This window comes from Cupriavidus sp. 01T418 (genome assembly GCF_056398885.1).
In genome coordinates, this window is sequence record NZ_JBFTQG010000011.1 from 38,372 (window position 1) to 55,373 (window position 17,002).

The following is a 17,002-nucleotide window of genomic DNA, read 5'->3' on the forward strand; positions in this document are numbered from 1 at the left end:
CCCGGGGCAAGCTGATCGGATCAGCTTTGGGAATCCAACTGCCGGCGCCTCGCTTGGGCGCCGGACTTTTCCTCTTGCTGCGCGCGCTTACTTCGCCAGTTCGGACAGGCGCACCGCGGCGATCTTGCCGCCCTGCACCCAGCCCACCACGGTGTCGGCAACGGTGCCGCCCCTGGCGTCGATACTCTCGATTTCGTTGGGGTTGGCATCCTTGGCCAGCGTCTTTACGGCTTCCGGCATCTTCGCCCGGATGGCGGCCGCGTCGGAGGTGGTGCCCGCCAGCTTCATGGCGCCCGCCAGCGCGTACACCATGGTGTAGTTGAGCGACATCTCGGTGGTGGCGTCGCGGCCATCATGCAGCTTCTTGTATTTGGCGTTGTAGGTCAGCGCGGCCGGGCGGGCATCGTTGGCCAGCGGCATCACGCCGATGGAGCCTTCCAGCATGGCCAGGCCGTTGGTGACCTTGGCCATCTCGTCGAGCTTGGCCTGGTCCATCACGATAAAGCCGCCCTTGAAGCCAAGCTCGCGCGCCTGCTTGACCACCAGCGCGGTCGGCTCGGACGGGCCGCCGACAAACATCACATCGGGTTTGTCGGCCAGCACGCGCGACACGCCGCTGTAGAAGTCGGTGGCCTTGGTGTAGGACATCGGGTTGTTGGCCACCACCTTGCCGCCGGCGCCTTCCCAGGCCGGCACGAAGGCCTGCACCCAGGCCTTGGCGTAGTCATGGTCCGCCGGCGCCAGTGCCACGTTCTTGCCATAGCGCTTCATCTGCGCCTTGATGAAGGGATCGATATAGCCGGTGTAAGGCGGCGGGATGCGGATGGTCAGCTTGTTGCCGGTGTCGGTAATGCGCGGCACGCTGGAGTACGCCATCACCAGGAATTTCTCCTGCTCGTTGAAGGCCTGCAGCGCAAAGATGCCGCCGGAATGCGGCACGAACACCGCGGGCGTCTTGTACTGCTGGACCAGGCGGCGCGCGTTGATGGCCGCTTCGGCGGGCGAGTATTTGTCGTCCAGCGACACCACCTCCAGCTTGACCTTCTTGCCCTTGACCTCGAGGCCCGAGGCATTGATCTCGTCCACGGCCATCTGGATGCCGGCCAGCACGTTCTTGCCGTACAGCGCGGCGCCGCCGGACAGCGGGCCGGTATAGCCCAGCTTGACGACTTCCTGCGCGAAGGCCGCACCAGATGCCATCAGCGCGGCCACGGCGGTGGCGGCGAGGGGGAAGAGGCGGCGGATCATCTTGGTCTGCATTTGGCTGTCTCCTGTTGTGTTGGCACTGTGTTTGTACTGCGTTCGTCTCTTGCCTGTTTCCTCCGGTCTTTCGCCCCTCTCCCATTACATTGAAGCAGGGCGCAAACGGTTGATGTGCGGCGGTTATCCACCGATATACGCTTTGCGAATACCTTCATCCTTGAGCAGCGTGTCGCGATCACCTTCCATCACGATGTGGCCGCTCTCGATCACGTACGCGCGGTGCGCGATGCCCAGCGCGGCATAGGCGTTCTGCTCGGCCAGCAGCACCGTGGTGCCGGCGCGGTTGATGCGCTGGATCACCTCGAACATCTGCTTGACCACCAGCGGCGCCAGCCCGAGCGACGGCTCGTCGAGCAGCAGTGTGCGCGGCCGGCCCATCAGCGCGCGTCCCAGCGCGACCATCTGCTGCTGGCCGCCCGACAGCGAGCCGGCCGGGTCGTCCTTTTTCTGGCGCAGGATGGGGAACATCTCGAATACCTCTTTCAGCGAGCGCTTGATGCCGGCCGAGTCGCGCCGGTGCACGTAGGCGCCCAGCGTCAGGTTCTTCTGCACGCTCATGGCGGGAAACAGCTTGCGCCCTTCCGGGCAATGCACCAGCCCGGACTGCACGATCTGCGAGGGCTTCATGCCGGCCAGTTCGTGGCCGTCGAAGCGCATGCTGCCGCCGCTTGCGCGATGAATGCCGCTGAGCGCGAGGAAGATCGAGCTCTTGCCGGCGCCGTTGGCGCCCAGCAGCACCACCAGCTCGCCGGCTTTGGCGTTCAGCGTGATGTTGTCCAGCGCGCGGAAGCTGCCGTAGGAAAGCGAAACGCGTTCAAGCTGCAACATGGTCGGCTCCCAGGTAGGCTTCGATGACCTGCGGATCGCTCTGGATCTGTGCCGGCGTGCCTTCGGCGATCTTCTCGCCGTGGTTGAGCACCATGATCTTGTCGGCCAGCCGCATGATCATGTCCATCTTGTGTTCGATCAGGCAGACCGTCTTGCCGTGGCGGACCATCTTGCGGATCAGCTCGGCCAGGCCCACGGTCTCCTCCGGATTGACGCCACCGGCGGGCTCGTCGAGCAGCAGCAGTTCGGCGTCGGTGGCCAGCGCCAGCGCAAAGGCCACGCGCTTGCGTTCCTCCTGCGTGATGTCCGCCGCCACTTCATGCGCGAGGTGCGCAAGGCCGACGAATTCCAGCGCCTCCTCGGCCCTGGCGCGGCACAGGCGTTCTTCCTGGCGCAGCCGGCGCGTGTTGAAGAGCACGTCGGCCAGGCCGGAGTGCGTGCGCAGCCGGTGGCCCACGATCAGGTTGTCCAGCACGGTGGCGCGATCGAACAGGTGGGTGGCCTGGAAGGTGCGCGCCACGCCGAGCCGGGCAATCTGGTCGGCGCGCAGGCCGGCCACGTCGTGGCCCTTGAGCAGGATCTGCCCGGAGCTGGGCGCGTGGGTGCCGGCGATCAGGTTGAAGAAGGTCGTCTTGCCGGCGCCGTTAGGGCCGATGATGGCGTTGATATGGCCGGTCTCGAAGGTGATCGAGACATCGTGCACGGCGCTCAGGCCGCCGAATTTCCTGGTCAGGTTGCGGATCTCAAGCATGGTCGGCCCCTGCATTGGCGGCATTGGTATTGGGGTTGGGGTTGCCGGCGACGGACGCGCCGGCTTGCTGCGCGCGGCTCTTGCCGCCGCGCCGCGCGTTGGCGGCGCGGCGCGCCTGGCGCTTGGCCCACGAGCCGACGATGCCGTCCGGCACGAAGATGATCAGCAGGATCAGCACGGGCCCGAACACCAGCATGCGGTAGTCCTGCAGGAACTGTAGCGTCTGCGTGACCCAGGGCACCAGCACCGCGCCCAGCAGCGGTCCCAGCAGGGTGCCGGTGCCGCCCACCAGCATTGCCATCACCATCTCGAAGGTGAGGTCGGTGCGCGCGATATCAGGTCCGAGAAAACGCACCTGGCCGGCGTACAGCGCACCGGCAAAGCCGGCATAGCCCACCGACAGCACGAAGGACAGCACCTTGGTGCGCATCAGGTTGATGCCCAGCGCTTCGGCCAGCGCGTCGCTATTGCGCACGGCCATGAAGCTGCGGCCCAGCAGCGAGGTCACGATGCGGTGCATCAGGAAGGTGCCTGCCACCAGGAAGAACAGCACCAGGTAGTACTGCGCCTGCACGGTGTCAAACGCGAGCGGCCCCACCGAGGCCGGCATCGGGATGCCGATCAGGCCCACGGTGCCGTGCGTCAGGCTTTCCCACTTTTCGATCAGCAGGTAGATGATGTAGCCGATGCATAGCGTGAAGATCGAGAAGTAGTGGCCCTTGAGGCGCAGGGACACCACGCCGACGAAGTAGCCCACCGCCATGCAGATCACACCGGACAGTGCGAACGCGGCCCAGAAGGGTACCTGGTGGTCCACCGTGAGAATGCCCAGCGCATAGGCGCCGATCGCCATGAAGCCGCCGTGCGCCAGGTTGAGCTGGCCGGTGTATCCCGTGATCAGATTCAGCCCAAGTGTGGCGATGGCATAGATGAAGGCCAGCGTCATCACCGTCAGGTAGTAGCTGTTGGGCGTGATCAGCGGGAACGCAATGGCCAGCGCCAGCAACAGGGCCCAGCCGGTCTTGCCTTGCAGTTTGCTCATGCTGCGCTCCTTATGCGGCTTTGCTTGCAAACAGGCCCTGGGGCCGGATCGACAGGATGCCCACCAGCAGCACGAAGGCGATGATGTCCTTGTAGTCGGTCGAAACGTAGAAGCCGCCGAAGCTCTCGGCCATGCCGATAATCAGCCCGCCCACGATGGCGCCGGGAATGCTGCCCATGCCGCCCAGGATGATGATGACGAAGGCCTTGGTGATGACCAGGTTGCCCATGCTCGGGTAGACCAGGTTGATCGGTGCGTACAGTGTGGCGGCAATCGCGGCGAGCGCGCCGGAGATGGCGAACACCAGCAGCGTGACGCGCGTGGCGTCGATGCCGACCAGCGCCGCGCCCTCGCGGTTCTGTGCCATTGCCACGATGGTGGAACCGGTCACGGTACGCGTCAGGAACAGGTGCAGCAGCACCATCAGCCCGAAGGCGGCGGCGATGATCAGCAGCCGTTGCGCCGGCGCGGTCAGGCCCAGCACTTCCACCATCTGGCCGTAGGGCGTGGGCATGCGATGGAAATCCGCGCCCCACAGTGCCTGCGCCCCGGCTTCCAGGAACAGCATGATGCCGATGGCGGCAATCATGTCGTGCAGCTCGGGCGCGTTGCGCAGCGGATGGAACACCAGCCGGTCGGCCAGCATCGACAGCACCGCCACTGCGAGGGCGGCGGCGCCCATCGCCAGCCAGTAGTTCACGCCCAGCGTCGTCATCATGTAGTACGAGACGTAGGCACCTGCCATGTAGAAGGCGCCATGCGCGAAATTGGGCACGTGCAGGATGCCGTAGACCAGCGTCAGGCCCAGCGCCACCAGGCTGTACACACCGCCAAGCGTCAGGCCGTTCAGGACTTGTTGGAGAAACAATGTCACGGGCTTACCTCATGCGACTTTGCGAATCACGAACGAAGGCACGCAGGCCGCGCCGCGGACTGCGTGGAAGTTGCGGCGCCGCGCGCGAAGCACGGGGGGCGCTCGGTCAAGCGGGGTGGGAATCGGGAATCAGCCGCGGGGAGGTGCGGCCTGTTGAAGGGCGTAATGCATGTAATGCATGCTTTGTCTCCTGTGCGATGCGGTTGGCCTGCTGCGGGCAGGCCCCGGGGGCGGGTCTCGTCGTGTACCGTGAAGCGTCCCACGCATGTCGTCGTAGTCACGTTCCAGCACGATCGTTCGTTTTCATTGACTGTTGCATACGGCCTGAGGCACAGTCAAGACATACGGAATTGTCTTCCGCACAGCGAAATAGCCGGCGCGCCTTGTCCGCGGCCTTTCCTGGCGGTCACAGGCACGTTCTTCACCAGCCGTTGCCAAGCGATCTCGCCACGTATGAAGCGCACCTCGTCGATCCCGCTCTCGCCCGCCGCCGCGCCGCCGCTTGCCGCCGCGCATGATGCCGCTCCGGACTCCGATCGCGACGACCGCAACTTCGTCACCGCGCTGGCGCGCGGGCTCGACCTGCTGCGCGCCTTCGGCCCGCACGACGATTACCTGGGCAATGCCGAACTGGCACGCCGAGCCGGCATTCCGCGGCCCACCGTCTCTCGCCTGACCTACACGCTTACCAGCCTGGGCTACCTGATCTATTCCGAGTCGCTGGAGAAATACCGGCTCGGCCAGGGCGCGATGGTGCTCGGGCAGCGCTACCTGGCCGGCTCCGGCATCCGCGAGATCGCCCAGCCGCTGATGCAGTCGCTGGCCTTTGCCACCGATTGCACGGTCGCCCTGGCGACATCGGACCGCCACGAGATGGTCTACCTCGAAGTCTGCCAGCCGCGCGGCGCGCTGGTCATGCGGCTGGCGCCGGGATCGCGCCTGCCCACCGCCACCTCCGCCATCGGGCGGGCGTGGCTGGCCGGGCAGGAGCCGCAGCGGCGCGCTGCGGTGATGGCGGACCTGGAGCGCCACTACGGGGCGCGCTGGCCTGCGATCCGCATCAAGCTCGAGCGTGCGCTGCGCGACTACGCCAAGCGTGGTTTCTGCCAGGCGCACGCGGAGTGGGACCGCACCGTGAGCGGCGCGGCGGCGCCCGTGGTGCTGGAAGGCGGCGCGGAAGTGCTGGCCATCAATATCGGCGGCGCCGCCACCCGGCTCACGCCGGAGATCCTCGAGGGCAACCTGGGCCCGCGCATCCGCGAGCTGGCGGATGCGCTGCAGGCCCGCTTGTGGCAGGGGCGCGGATAGCATCGCCATACGCCATCGCTGCCACGCATCGCATTTTCGTGGCCCAAGTGCCAACCATCCAGCAGGCAATACAGACATAGAAAACAAAGGAGACAATGATGGAGATTCTCAACAAGACGGTGGTGGTGACCGGTGCAGCCACCGGCATCGGACGCGCGCTGGCGCTGGCCTTTGCCGCCGGCGGCGCGCGCGGCGTGGCGGTGGCCGATCTGGACGCGAAGGGCGCGCAAGCGGTGGCCGCCGAACTGGCCAAGGCCAGCCCCGCTTGCCAGGTGTTCGCGCAACCGGTCGACGTGGCCGATGCCGCCGCGGTGCAGGCCCTGGCCGACGAAGCCACCCAGCGCTTCGGCCAGATCGACGTGTTCTGCTCCAACGCCGGCATCATCCTGCGCAAGGGGCTGGATGCCAGCGCCGAGGAATGGCAGCGCATCTGGGAGATCAACGTCATGGCCCACATCCACGCCGCGCGCGCGGTGTTGCCGCAGATGCTGGCGCGTGGCGATGGCTATTTCGTCAATACGGTGTCGGCCGCCGGGCTGCTGTCGCAGATCGGCTCGGCGCCGTATGCCGTGACCAAGCACGCCGCCATCGGCTTTGCCGAATGGCTGTCGATCACCTATGGCGATCGCGGCGTCAAGGTCAGCTGCATCTGCCCGCAAGGCGTGCAGACGCAAATGCTGTTCGGCGAAGACGGTGAGCGCAAGGGCTTCCTGCAGGCCGGCTCGGTCACGCCCGAGCATGTGGCGCAGGTCACGCTGGAAGGCGTGAAGGACGAACGCTTCCTGATCCTGCCGCATCCGGAAGTGCTCGAGTACTACCAGCGCAAGGGGCAGGATTACGACCGGTGGCTAAAGGGAATGCGCCGCCTGCACGATAAAGTGATGGCGGAGTTCGGCGGCACGGTGGTATGAGCGTGGCTTGAGGTCCGCGTGAGAGCTGGCGGAACCTCCGTGGGTGGGCGCACAGGCGCAAGACGGAATCTGTCCGCTGCCCGCGCGCGATACAAGCTCGACCAGAAAAACATCGGGAGACATACCATGCGCAGCACCTCTTTCGCAGCGGCCGTGCTGGCCGCCTGCGCCGCATTCGCCGTACCTTCGGCCCAGGCCGACACCTATCCCTCCAAGCCGATCCGGATGGTGGTGGGCTTCCCCAGCGGCGGCGCGCCCGATATCCTGGCGCGCATCTTCTCGGAAAAGATTTCCCCGTCCTGGGGGCAGCCGGTGGTGGTGGACAACAAGCCCGGCGCCGGCGGCAACATCGGCGCCGAAGCCGTGGCGCATGCCGCGCCGGATGGCTACACGCTGGCGCTGGGCACGGTGGGCACGCACTCCATCAACGGCGCGCTCTACAGCAAGATGCCGTATGACATGGTCAGGGATTTCGCGCCGGTGATCCTGGTTGCGTCCACGCCGAACGTGCTGGTGGTCAACCCATCCGTGCCGGCCAGGAACGTGGCCGAACTGATCGCGCTGGCCAAGGCCAAGCCGGGCAGCCTCACCTTCGGCACGCCGGGTATCGGTACCTCGCCGCACGTAGCGGGCGAGATGTTCAATGCGCTGGCCGGGGTGAAGCTCACCCATGTTCCCTACAAAGGCCGCGCCATGGCCATTCCGGATCTGCTCGGCGGCCATATTTCCATGATGTTCGACAACCTGCCCTCGGCGCTGCCGGTGATCAAGGAAGGCAAGGTGCGGCCGCTTGGGGTGACCAGCGCGAAGCGCTCGCCCTCGGCGCCGGATATTCCCACGCTGGCGGAGCAAGGCTTGCCGGGGTTCGATGCCGATTCGTGGTTTGCGATTTTCGCGCCGGCGAATACACCCAAGGATGTGTTGGCCAGGCTGAACGCCGAGTTGAACCGGATTTACCAGTTGCCGGACGTGCAGGCCAGGCTCAAGACCCTGGGCCTGGACCCGATCCTGGGCACGCCGGAAAAGCTGGCCAGCTACCAGCGGGCGGAGATTGCCAAGTGGGCCAAGGTGGTGAAGGATTCGGGGGCCAAGGCGGAATAGGGATAGCGGATTGAGCATTTGAGTTGGCATTCAAATGAGTGTCGACTCAAACAGCATGCAACCGCGCAGCGGGCTTACCTAGCCTGCTTCGGGTACTGCTGGCGGGCGTGGGCAACAGCCACGATTTCGATGGCTACCAGGGTGACGCGGTAGACCACGATGTAGTTGGGGTGAACCACCAGTTCGCGCGTGTCCTCGGCCCGGCCAGGACGGCCCAGGTACGGGAGCAGCGGAGCTGGGTAGTGGCCTGCTCGATGGTCGCATGCAGACGTTCGGCGGCCAGCAGATTGCGTTCGGCGATGTAGGTGATGACCGTGGCCAGGTCGGCGCTCGCTTCAGGGCGCCATTCGATAGGAAGCATGCGTTAGCTCGAATTAAGTCGTAGAGCTGGTTTGTAGTAACGACTATTTATTCGAGTCGGCTGTTTTCCTTTTTTCAGCCAGAAGCGCACGCATTCGGCCCATCACTTGGTCGTGCGGGAGGTTTGGGCGCGGATCATCCAGCGAGGCCTGCACCTTGGCGCGCAGCCAACGGTCATACGCCTCCGCTTCTTCAGCTGTGGTGAATTCCGATGCGATGGGGTCAAAGACTGTGCTCATGCGAACCAGTGTAAGGCATCGCGCCGGCACTAGGCGAGCCGGCCCCGCGCGGGGCCGCTCGGCCGGGCCATCAGGTGCGGCCGCCCGTGTCCCGTGTGAGCCATAAGCGGTTTTCTGGCATTTCCCCTCCGCTATCTAGCACTGATTAAGCCGGAAAGTGACATTTCGCCACTTTCCGTAGCGTGCCCGGGTGGTTGGCGCACTGCAGCGAAATCTCAGAGGTCCGCGTCGGCAGCCGACCTGGCCGGCGCGGCCGAACCACTGCCACTGCGCAACCGACTGAAACTAACCACTGCGCCAATCCCCGCAACGGCAGCCGCCACGCAGAGCGCCAGGCGAGCCGCGCCACTCTGGTCGATACCGAACAGCAGCGCCAGCACGGCCGTCCCCGTGGTCTGCCCGAGTAATCGCGTCGTCGCCTGCATCCCGCTGGCTCCCCCGCTGCGAGCCGGCGGCGTCGCCCCAATCATCGCCCGGTTATTGGGCGACTGGAACAAGCCAAAACCCAGCCCGCACATCGCCATCCGCCAGCACACCCCGAAACTCGACACTTCCGGCCCGAGCAGCGCCAGCCCCACCAGCCCCGAACCCAGCAACGCCAGCCCGATCCCCGCCAGGATGCTGGCAGGATACCGGTCGGACAAACGCCCCGACAGCGGCGCCATGATGGCCACCATCAACGGCCACGGCGTGATCAGCAGCCCGGTCTCCTGCAGCGAGCGGCCAAGCTGGTATTCCAGGTAGAACGGCAGCGCCACAAAGGACAGCATCTGCGCCATGAAGGAGCAGAAGGACGTACCTACCGCCAGCGTAAACGAGCGGCTCGCGAACAGGTCCACCGGCACCAGCGGCGCCGGCTTGCCACGCTGCATGCGCACCAGCCGCCAGCCCAGCCCTGCCGCCAACACCAGCCCGGCCGCCGCGGCAGGCCGCCAGGCGGCATGGCCCGCGCCGTCCACGCCCAGGATGAACAAGGCGAACACCACGGCCGACAGCAGTGCGCTGCGATAGTCGAAACCATGCGGTTGGGGCGGTGTTGCGGGCAGCGACTTGCGCGCCAGCGCCAGCGCGAAGAACGCCACCGGCACATTGATGGCGAACAGCCACGGCCAGCTTGCGATGGACAGGATCAGCGCGCCTACCGAAGGCCCCACGGCAATGGTGATGCCAACCACCAGCGCATTCAGGCCGATGCCCCGGCCGAGTTTGGTGGGCGGGTAGATAAAGCGCACCAGCGCTGTATTCACGCTCATGATGCCCGCGCCGCCGATGCCCTGCACTACCCGCGCAGCGACCAGCACCGGCAGGTTGGGCGAGAGCGCGCACAACAGCGAGCCCACCAGGAAGACCGCCAGGCCGGTGCGGTACACGCGCTTGTAGCCAAGGATGTCGCCCAGCGAAGACAGCGGCAGCAGGCACACCGTGACGGTGAGCTGGTAGGCGTTGACCACCCAGATGGTGCTGGACGGGTCCGCCGCGAGCTCGCGCGAGATCGAGGGCAGCGCGATATTGGCGATCGAGCCATCGAGCACGGCCATGATGAGGCCGCAGAACACAGTGAGGATGGCCCAGGATCGTTGGGGATAGGGTAGGCCTTGGTGTGGCTGCATGGGAGTGGAAGTGGGAGGGTGCTGACGGGTGGTGCGAGCGCCGCTTAAGATGCTTGACGACACAATTATCGTCCCGAGCGACGGCGCTCGCAAATGATTGGATTGTGGTAAGGCGGGCGGCGGTGTTGTTTTTTGGTGCCCGCGGCGGCTCGCGCACCGGGTTGGGGCGTGGACGATGCACCTGGCTTCACAGAGAAATAAGGCAATAAACCCGCCATCCTCCTCAAAACGCTCCGGCGGCCCGACGCTATGATCCCCGCCACGATGTCCCGGAGCCGAGGTCGCGCAACGCCCCCCGGTCTGGGGTACATGCGTTTTCCGGACCGCAATAGCCATGTCAACACCAACCACCGAGGGCCGCCGGCAGCCAGTCCCGGCCAGTCTCGACCCCGTCGACTGGAGCGAACTGAGGGCGCAGGGCCACCGCATGCTTGACGATATGCTGGACTATCTCCAGGGCATTCGCGAGCAGCCGGTCTGGCAGCCGATTCCCGACCAGGTGCGCGAGCGCTTTCGCGAGCCCTTGCCGCGGGATGGCACCGGGCTGGAGCAGGTGCATCGGACCTTCATGGACAGCATCCTGCCGTTTGCCGTGGGCAACGCGCATCCCGGCTTCATGGGCTGGGTGCATGGCGGGGGTACGCCGGTCGGCATGCTGGCGGACATGCTCGCGGCGGGGCTCAATGCCAACCTGGGTGGCCGCGACCAAATCCCGGTCGAGGTGGAGTGGCAGGTGCTGCGCTGGGTGATCGAGCTGTTCGGCTTCCCGCAGGATGCCAGCGGCTTGTTCCTGACCGGTTCTTCCATGGCCAACCTTTGCGGCGTGCTGGTCGCCCGGACCCGGGTGCTCGGCAGCGGGGTACGGTCGGGCGGTGTGGCGCAGGCTGCGCACCGTATCACCGCCTATACCTCCGCCAGGGCACACGGCTGCATCGCGCAGGGCATGGACCTTGCCGGCCTGGGGAAAGACAATCTCCGATCGATTGCTGTCGACGATCTGGGGCGCATGGATATGGCCTGTCTCGAGGCTGCCATTGCTGTCGATCGCGCCGCCGGCTTCTTGCCGTTTCTCGTCGTCGGCACTGCCGGCACCGTAGATACGGGGGCCATCGACGACCTTGCCGGGATCGGGCGCATTGCGCGCCGGGAGCAACTGCATTTTCATGTCGACGGTGCCTTCGGCGCCCTGGCCATGCTGAGTCCGCAACTGGCTCCGCGGCTGCTCGGCATCGAGCAAGCGGACTCGATCGCATTCGATTTCCACAAATGGCTGCAAGTCCCCTATGACGCCGGTTTCTTCGTGGTCCGCGACCGGCAATGGCACCTGCGCACCTTCGCGACGCACGAAGGCACTTATCTCAGCCGCGGCGAGCGCGGCATGGCGGCCGGCTCGCCCTGGCCTTGCGATTTCGGACCGGACCTCTCGCGCGGCTTTCGCGCGCTGAAGACCTGGTTCACGATCAAGGTCTACGGTACCGAGCGGCTGGGCGCCACGATGGTCCATACCTGCGCCCTCGCGCAGGAACTCGCGCGCCGCATCGATGCCGAGCCGGAACTGGAACTGCTGGCGCCGGTGTCCCTCAATATCGTTTGCTTCCGCTTCATCGGCGCCGGGCTTGATGAGCACGGCGCCATCGAACAAGTCAACCGCGATCTCGTCGTCGCCCTGCAGGAATCCGGCCTGGCCGCGCCGTCATCGACCGTGCTCGACGGCCGCTTCGCCATCCGGGTTGCCCTTTTCAACCATCGCACCACCTCGCAGGACATCGATGTCCTGCTGGGCGCCACCCTCGCTCTCGGCCGGTCGCTGAGCGTGCCGTTATCCATTCCCGAAGCCAGCGGATTACCACAATGAACGCAATCGATGACCCCGTGACCAGGTCGGCGGCCCCGGATACCCTGATCGGCCTGCGCCACCTGCTGCGGGCGGCCCACCAGAATGAGGACCTGCGCCCGCTTGGCGCGGCGCTGATCAAGCATCTGGAGTCGCATCCGGACGACGCGAACGCGCTGATGGATCTCTCGCTGGTCCTGCAACTGATCGGCGATCATGCGCTTGCCATGACCATCCAGGCCGAGGCGCTGCAGACGCGGCAGCTCTATCATCTGCCGACCTTGCGCGATGATGGCGTGCGCCTGCGCGTGCTGGCCATCATGGTGTCGGGCGACCTGATGGCCAATACGCCGATCGAATGCCTGCTGGGCAATTCCGACGTGGCGCTCGACGCACTGTACGTCACCCCGGAAAGCCCGCTGCCGCAGGCCGTGCCGGAGCACGATGTGCTCTTTATCGCCGTTGGCGAATCCGACCGCACCCAGCCCGTGCTGGAGCAGTTGCGCTCGCTAGCCGCCATCTGGCCGCGCCCGGTGCTGAATATGCCGGATCGCCTGCAACAGCTGTCGCGGGACGCGGCCGCCTCGATGCTGGCGTCGGCGCCGGGCATCTGCATGCCGCCGACCCGGCGCGTGGACCGCCAGGCACTGGCGAGCGTCGCCAGCGAGCAGGCAACGGTCTCCTCGGTGCTGGGGGAGGGCGTTTTCCCGATCATAGTCAGGCCGATCGGTTCCCATGCCGGCAAGGGACTGGAAAAAATCGGCGGCGCGGCCGAACTCGCCGGCTACCTGGCGCAAATGGAAGAGCAGGCATTCTACGTTTCCTGCTTCATCGACTACCGGAACGCGGACGGCCTGTACCGGAAATACCGGCTCGTGCTGATCGAAGGCCGCGCATACGTCTGCCACGTCGGCATCTCCGCGCACTGGATGATTCACTATCTCAATGCCGGCATGGCCGAGAGCGAGGCCAAGCGGGATGAAGAAGCGCAGATCATGCGCGACTTCGACCACACCTTCGCGCTGCGCCACAGGGACGCGCTCGCGCTGATCCAGGAGCGGCTGGGCCTTGACTATGTCGGTCTGGATTGCGCCGAGACGCCGGACGGTGCATTGCTGGTGTTCGAGGCGGACACGGCCATGGTGGTGCACGACATCGATCCGGTCGATCTTTTTCCCTACAAGCAGCCGCAGATGCACAAGATCTTCGCTGCGTTCAGGACCATGCTGATCAACGCCAGCCAGAGAGACCATGCCGACCAACCGCACGCCCCCGATACCGCTGCCATCGACGGCTGACTTGCTGGTCAGCGGCGGCGATCATCGCATTGCGCTGGACCCTGTCACCGGACGGAACAAGTATGGTTGCCAGCCACTCGCTTCGCCGGGGCTGGTGTCCTTTGGCTCGTCCACTTCCTCGGGGGTCTCGCCGGCGGCGTTCGCCATGGCGGACGCATTGCGCGGCCGGATTGCCGCCGGGCTCGCGCACCAGTCTCCGGCCGGGTTGTATCACTGCGAGATGGACCGGCTGCGCCGCGAGTTGCTGGCGTTATGCGGCATCGGGCATGGTCTCGACCCCGGGCTGGCCTTCTCGGCGTCGGGCACCGATGTGCATCTGCTCGCGGCGCGGGTAGCGGCGCAAGTGGCGGGGGATGCCGGTGCCTATCCGGTCAGGCCCCTGGTGATCCTGGCCGGCGAGGCGGAGAGTGGCAGCGGCGTGCCCGCGGCGCTGAGCGGGCGGCACTTCAGCACGTATAACGCGCTGGGGCGCATCACCGTGCCGGGCGAGTCCCTTGGCCACGCATGCGCCAGCGACATCCTCAATGTGCCGATCCGCAACGCTGACGGAACCCCCCGGGATGCGGACGTGGTCGATGCGGAAGTCGATGCGCTCGTCAGCCAGGCCGTGCATGACGGGCGCCACGTGCTGCTGGTGCTGATCGATGTGTCCAAGACGGGATGCATTGCGCCGAGCATCTCGTGCGCGATGCAAGTGCGCCGCCGCTGGCAATCGGAGGTGCAGGTGCTGGTCGACGCCTGCCAGTTCCGCATCGAGCCGGACACCATCCAGGCATACCTGCGCAACGGCTTCATGATTGCGCTGACCGGCTCCAAGTTCGTGGCGGGGCCATCGTTTTCCGGCGCTTTGCTGCTGCCAGCGGTGGTCGGCGAGAAACTGCGCCAGCGAGGCATCCCCGCGGAACTCCGCACCTACGCCGCGCGCGAGGAATGGCCGCATGACTGGGCCTGCGCGCAGGCCCTTGGATCGCACGCGAATTTCGGCTTGCTGCTGCGGTGGCAGGCGGCAATCCATGAGTTGCGCGAGTTCCGTGCAGTGCCTGCGCCGCAGGTCGAGGGCATTCTGCGGCGCTTCGCCAATGCCATCCAGCAAAGGCTGAGCCGCGATCCAGGTTTCGCCGCACTGGACGTGCCGGCGCTGGACCGCTCCGCGCTGAACAGTCCATCGAGCTGGGATGATATTCAGACTATTCATCCCTTCCTGCTGTACCGGTCAGCTTCGCGTGGCGGCAGGGCAGTGCTCAGCCGCGACGAGACGGCGGGCATCCATCGCCGGCTGCAAAGGCCGGAGTGCGGCGCCGGCGCCTTGGCCTATCACCTCGGTCAACCGGTTGACTGCGGCCACAAGGCGGGCGTCCCCGTCAGTGCCTTGCGACTTTGCATGAGCGCCAGGCTGGTGGTCCAGGCCGCGCGCGATCCTGATCAGGAATTGCGCATCATTCATCAGGCCATGGACTGCCTGGATACGGTCGCGGCACTGGCCCAGGACTCTGCATACTCCCACAGTGGCACCGCAGTGCCGGATGCGGCAGTTTCATAAAACCCGTCCGGCCCCGTCCGAGCCGTTTGGCAGCATCTTCGAATCGCTCATGCCGACTGCGATGCGGGAGCCCTGGCCTCATGTTCGCAGTTATCGAACATGTACATCGGTTCCGTCGAACGTCAAGCCAATCGGGCTGTGTCAAGATCGCCAGCAAGTTGCACAATGCCAGCCACGCAGTCAAGGAGCGACCATGCTGTTTCTAGTCTACCGAAAAGATAAACCCGGCAAGCTGCACGTCCGACTCGAAAACTATGCGCGCCATCTGGAATATCTCGCACCCTACGCGGAAAAGATCACGCTGGGCGGCCCGACGCTGGGCGCCGGCAGCGGAACAGGTGACGAGCACATGACGGGTAGCTTCCTGATTCTCGACGCTGCCGACTGGGATGAAGTAGAGGCCTTTGTCGCCAACGACCCGTTCACGAAAGCGGGCCTGTTTTCGACGACCATCATCGAGCGCTGGAAGCACGGCAAGCATAACGACGTCGAGCCGGGGCAAGCCTGAGCGCCCGCTCTATCGGGCATGCGGGCGTTCAGATTTCAGCTTGCTACGCGCCTGATCACCGGCGGCTTCCAGGCACCGTCCAGCGCCTCGGGCCTGGGCAGGTAAAGGCGAAGGTTCATCGAAAAGCTGCCTGCTACCGGCGTTGGCAACCAGTTGGAATCGGCGCCCTTGGGAGGATCGCGCTGGATCACCAGATCCAGCGAGCCATCGGCGTTGTACTTCAGCGGATTGCGATCACCGATGGCGAAGCGATTGATCGGATTGGAAGCAAAGAACTGGCGATCGTTGTACATCGTCAGGGACCAGAAGCTGCGCGCCGGCGGCAACTGCTCCTTGTCAAAGTGGATCACATACTTCGCCGCACTATCGAAAGGCTTGCCGTCAGCGTCCGTCATCGCAAAAGGATAGACTGCGTCCTCGACCAGGTTGGCCCCCAGGCCGGCAAAGGCGATCATCGCCCGCCGGAGGTAGTCGGTACCATACGTGCCGATCGGGTTGCCGATCATTCTCCAGCCATTGGCCACGGAACCGGAGCGGGGCAGCGCCTGGGCGATCTGCTTCCGCGCAGCCGCCGGAGCCGCCCGTAGTGCAGCCTGCGCATCCGGTGCCAGGCGATTCATATCAAAGGCCTGCCCCGGCACCAGCCCCATGCGCGCGATGCGGTCAAGAATCGGATAGTCCTGCGCGTGCGGCGGATTGTCCTTCAACAACTCGGCGAACATGGCGAAGTAGCTCGCGGCGTCCATTTTTGCCACCTGTTCCACCGGCGCGCTCATGTCCTGCTGCGGGTTGGTCGGGCCCTTGGGCGGCACGTATCCTGGCGTGCCCCAGGCACTGAGCGGCGTGGCCTTGAGGCCGGCCTGGAACTTGTGCACGGATGCGTAGTCGGCGACGCCGTTGGTCTGCGTCCGGCCGATCATCCAGCCTACGGCTGTCGGCGAGACATAGGCAGGCATGCCAGCCGGCAGTTTGCCATGCCAGTGCGGGCCGACAATGGCAAACTGCTGCGGGCCGTTACCGGTCGTGCGCGTACCGGGAGAGGTAAAGACGTCCGTCCACATGTCGAGCGCCGGCAGCAGATAGTAGCGGCCACCGGAATCCGGCACGGAGATGACAATCGGTTCACGCGCGACGTCGAACCACAGCGGTGAGTACAGTGTGTCTGCATTCGGGCGAACCACCGTGTCGAACTTGTCGTCCGGGAAGGCGGGTACGTGCGCGAACTGGTTCATCGGCGCGCGCATGCGCTTGGAATCCGGCGCTTCGATGTTGGTCGAAACGCGTCGCGTCACTTCCATCAGCACCATCGGATAGGCGTAGATGTAGGCTTCCGTGGCAATTTCCTGTGCATCGGCGATGCCTGGGGCTGCCGTCCCTGCGTTTGCCTGAAGTGCGGCCGTGCCAAGCAGCGCGACGAGTACGCGCCGAAGCCACGGTGTGCGAGTCAGTACAATCATGTCTCCTCCTGTCTTTTGTGATGCGTCAAGATCTACTTCAGCGCTGTGAGGTAGCCATTCTTCCTGGCGGCGCTGATC

17 protein-coding genes are annotated in these 17,002 nt (G+C 65.4%); 7 read left to right on the top strand and 10 right to left on the bottom strand.

Translation table 11 applies throughout. From position 1 onward, the window contains the following. Window positions 1–87 precede the first annotated feature (87 nt). From AC1DQ3_RS13930 to AC1DQ3_RS13950, 5 genes are all read right to left on the bottom strand, one after another. The gene (locus tag AC1DQ3_RS13930) at window positions 88–1,260 is read right to left on the bottom strand and encodes an ABC transporter substrate-binding protein (protein WP_477120772.1); all 1,173 of its coding nucleotides are present in this window, start codon (window positions 1,258–1,260) and stop codon (window positions 88–90) included. A 123-nt stretch (window positions 1,261–1,383) separates the two neighbouring features. Then, window positions 1,384–2,091, bottom strand: coding sequence for an ABC transporter ATP-binding protein (locus AC1DQ3_RS13935; RefSeq protein WP_477120773.1), 708 nt, complete (start codon window positions 2,089–2,091; stop codon window positions 1,384–1,386). Beyond that, window positions 2,078–2,842 (bottom strand): ABC transporter ATP-binding protein, encoded by a 765-nt coding sequence (locus AC1DQ3_RS13940; protein WP_477120774.1) that lies wholly within the window; start codon window positions 2,840–2,842, stop codon window positions 2,078–2,080. The genes AC1DQ3_RS13935 and AC1DQ3_RS13940 overlap by 14 nt, the downstream gene beginning before the upstream one ends. Then, window positions 2,835–3,884 (bottom strand): branched-chain amino acid ABC transporter permease, encoded by a 1,050-nt coding sequence (locus AC1DQ3_RS13945; RefSeq protein WP_477120775.1) that lies wholly within the window; start codon window positions 3,882–3,884, stop codon window positions 2,835–2,837. The genes AC1DQ3_RS13940 and AC1DQ3_RS13945 overlap by 8 nt, the downstream gene beginning before the upstream one ends. A gap of 10 nt (window positions 3,885–3,894) precedes the next feature. Next, window positions 3,895–4,758 carry a branched-chain amino acid ABC transporter permease gene (locus tag AC1DQ3_RS13950; protein ID WP_477120776.1) on the bottom strand — a complete coding sequence of 288 codons (864 nt, stop codon included), beginning with the start codon at window positions 4,756–4,758 and terminating at the stop codon, window positions 3,895–3,897. A gap of 453 nt (window positions 4,759–5,211) precedes the next feature. Here AC1DQ3_RS13950 and AC1DQ3_RS13955 point away from each other — a divergent pair, with 453 nt between their 5' ends. The 3 genes from AC1DQ3_RS13955 (at window position 5,212) to AC1DQ3_RS13965 (ending at window position 8,078) form a co-directional block, all read left to right on the top strand. Then, window positions 5,212–6,066, top strand: a complete 855-nt coding sequence (locus AC1DQ3_RS13955) for an IclR family transcriptional regulator (protein WP_477120777.1) — start codon at window positions 5,212–5,214, stop codon at window positions 6,064–6,066. A gap of 98 nt (window positions 6,067–6,164) precedes the next feature. Continuing rightward, the gene (locus AC1DQ3_RS13960) at window positions 6,165–6,977 is read left to right on the top strand and encodes an SDR family NAD(P)-dependent oxidoreductase (RefSeq protein ID WP_477120866.1); all 813 of its coding nucleotides are present in this window, start codon (window positions 6,165–6,167) and stop codon (window positions 6,975–6,977) included. 126 nt (window positions 6,978–7,103) lie between these two features. After that, window positions 7,104–8,078, top strand: coding sequence for a Bug family tripartite tricarboxylate transporter substrate binding protein (locus AC1DQ3_RS13965; protein ID WP_477120778.1), 975 nt, complete (start codon window positions 7,104–7,106; stop codon window positions 8,076–8,078). A 74-nt stretch (window positions 8,079–8,152) separates the two neighbouring features. Here AC1DQ3_RS13965 and AC1DQ3_RS13970 read toward each other — a convergent pair whose 3' ends face one another. The 4 genes from AC1DQ3_RS13970 to AC1DQ3_RS13985 form a co-directional block, all read right to left on the bottom strand. Then, entirely contained in the window at window positions 8,153–8,257 is a 105-nt protein-coding gene (locus tag AC1DQ3_RS13970) for a hypothetical protein (protein ID WP_477120779.1), read from the bottom strand. Continuing rightward, the gene (locus tag AC1DQ3_RS13975; RefSeq protein ID WP_477120780.1) at window positions 8,212–8,439 is read right to left on the bottom strand and encodes a type II toxin-antitoxin system RelE/ParE family toxin; all 228 of its coding nucleotides are present in this window, start codon (window positions 8,437–8,439) and stop codon (window positions 8,212–8,214) included. The genes AC1DQ3_RS13970 and AC1DQ3_RS13975 overlap by 46 nt, the downstream gene beginning before the upstream one ends. 43 nt (window positions 8,440–8,482) lie before the next feature. Then, window positions 8,483–8,677, bottom strand: a complete 195-nt coding sequence (relB, locus tag AC1DQ3_RS13980) for a type II toxin-antitoxin system RelB family antitoxin (RefSeq protein ID WP_477120781.1) — start codon at window positions 8,675–8,677, stop codon at window positions 8,483–8,485. Window positions 8,678–8,892: 215 nt separating this feature from the next. Further along, window positions 8,893–10,287: an MFS transporter gene (locus tag AC1DQ3_RS13985; protein ID WP_477120782.1), complete on the bottom strand. Its 1,395-nt coding sequence runs from the start codon at window positions 10,285–10,287 to the stop codon at window positions 8,893–8,895. A 334-nt stretch (window positions 10,288–10,621) separates the two neighbouring features. On the opposite strand from AC1DQ3_RS13985, the gene AC1DQ3_RS13990 reads away from it, so the two are divergent. The 4 genes from AC1DQ3_RS13990 (at window position 10,622) to AC1DQ3_RS14005 (ending at window position 15,467) form a co-directional block, all read left to right on the top strand. Continuing rightward, complete coding sequence (locus AC1DQ3_RS13990) at window positions 10,622–12,142, top strand: pyridoxal phosphate-dependent decarboxylase family protein (RefSeq protein WP_477120783.1); 1,521 nt, start codon at window positions 10,622–10,624, stop codon at window positions 12,140–12,142. Then, complete coding sequence (locus AC1DQ3_RS13995) at window positions 12,139–13,419, top strand: ATP-grasp domain-containing protein (RefSeq protein WP_477120784.1); 1,281 nt, start codon at window positions 12,139–12,141, stop codon at window positions 13,417–13,419. Before AC1DQ3_RS13990 ends, AC1DQ3_RS13995 begins: the two co-directional genes overlap by 4 nt. Continuing rightward, entirely contained in the window at window positions 13,373–14,959 is a 1,587-nt protein-coding gene (locus AC1DQ3_RS14000; RefSeq protein WP_477120785.1) for a hypothetical protein, read from the top strand. The genes AC1DQ3_RS13995 and AC1DQ3_RS14000 overlap by 47 nt, the downstream gene beginning before the upstream one ends. Window positions 14,960–15,152: 193 nt before the next feature. After that, window positions 15,153–15,467, top strand: coding sequence for a YciI family protein (locus AC1DQ3_RS14005; protein ID WP_477120786.1), 315 nt, complete (start codon window positions 15,153–15,155; stop codon window positions 15,465–15,467). A 35-nt stretch (window positions 15,468–15,502) separates the two neighbouring features. On the opposite strand, the gene AC1DQ3_RS14010 is transcribed toward AC1DQ3_RS14005, so the two are convergent. Beyond that, window positions 15,503–16,924, bottom strand: a complete 1,422-nt coding sequence (locus AC1DQ3_RS14010; protein ID WP_477120787.1) for a DUF1254 domain-containing protein — start codon at window positions 16,922–16,924, stop codon at window positions 15,503–15,505. Window positions 16,925–17,002 lie beyond the last annotated feature (78 nt).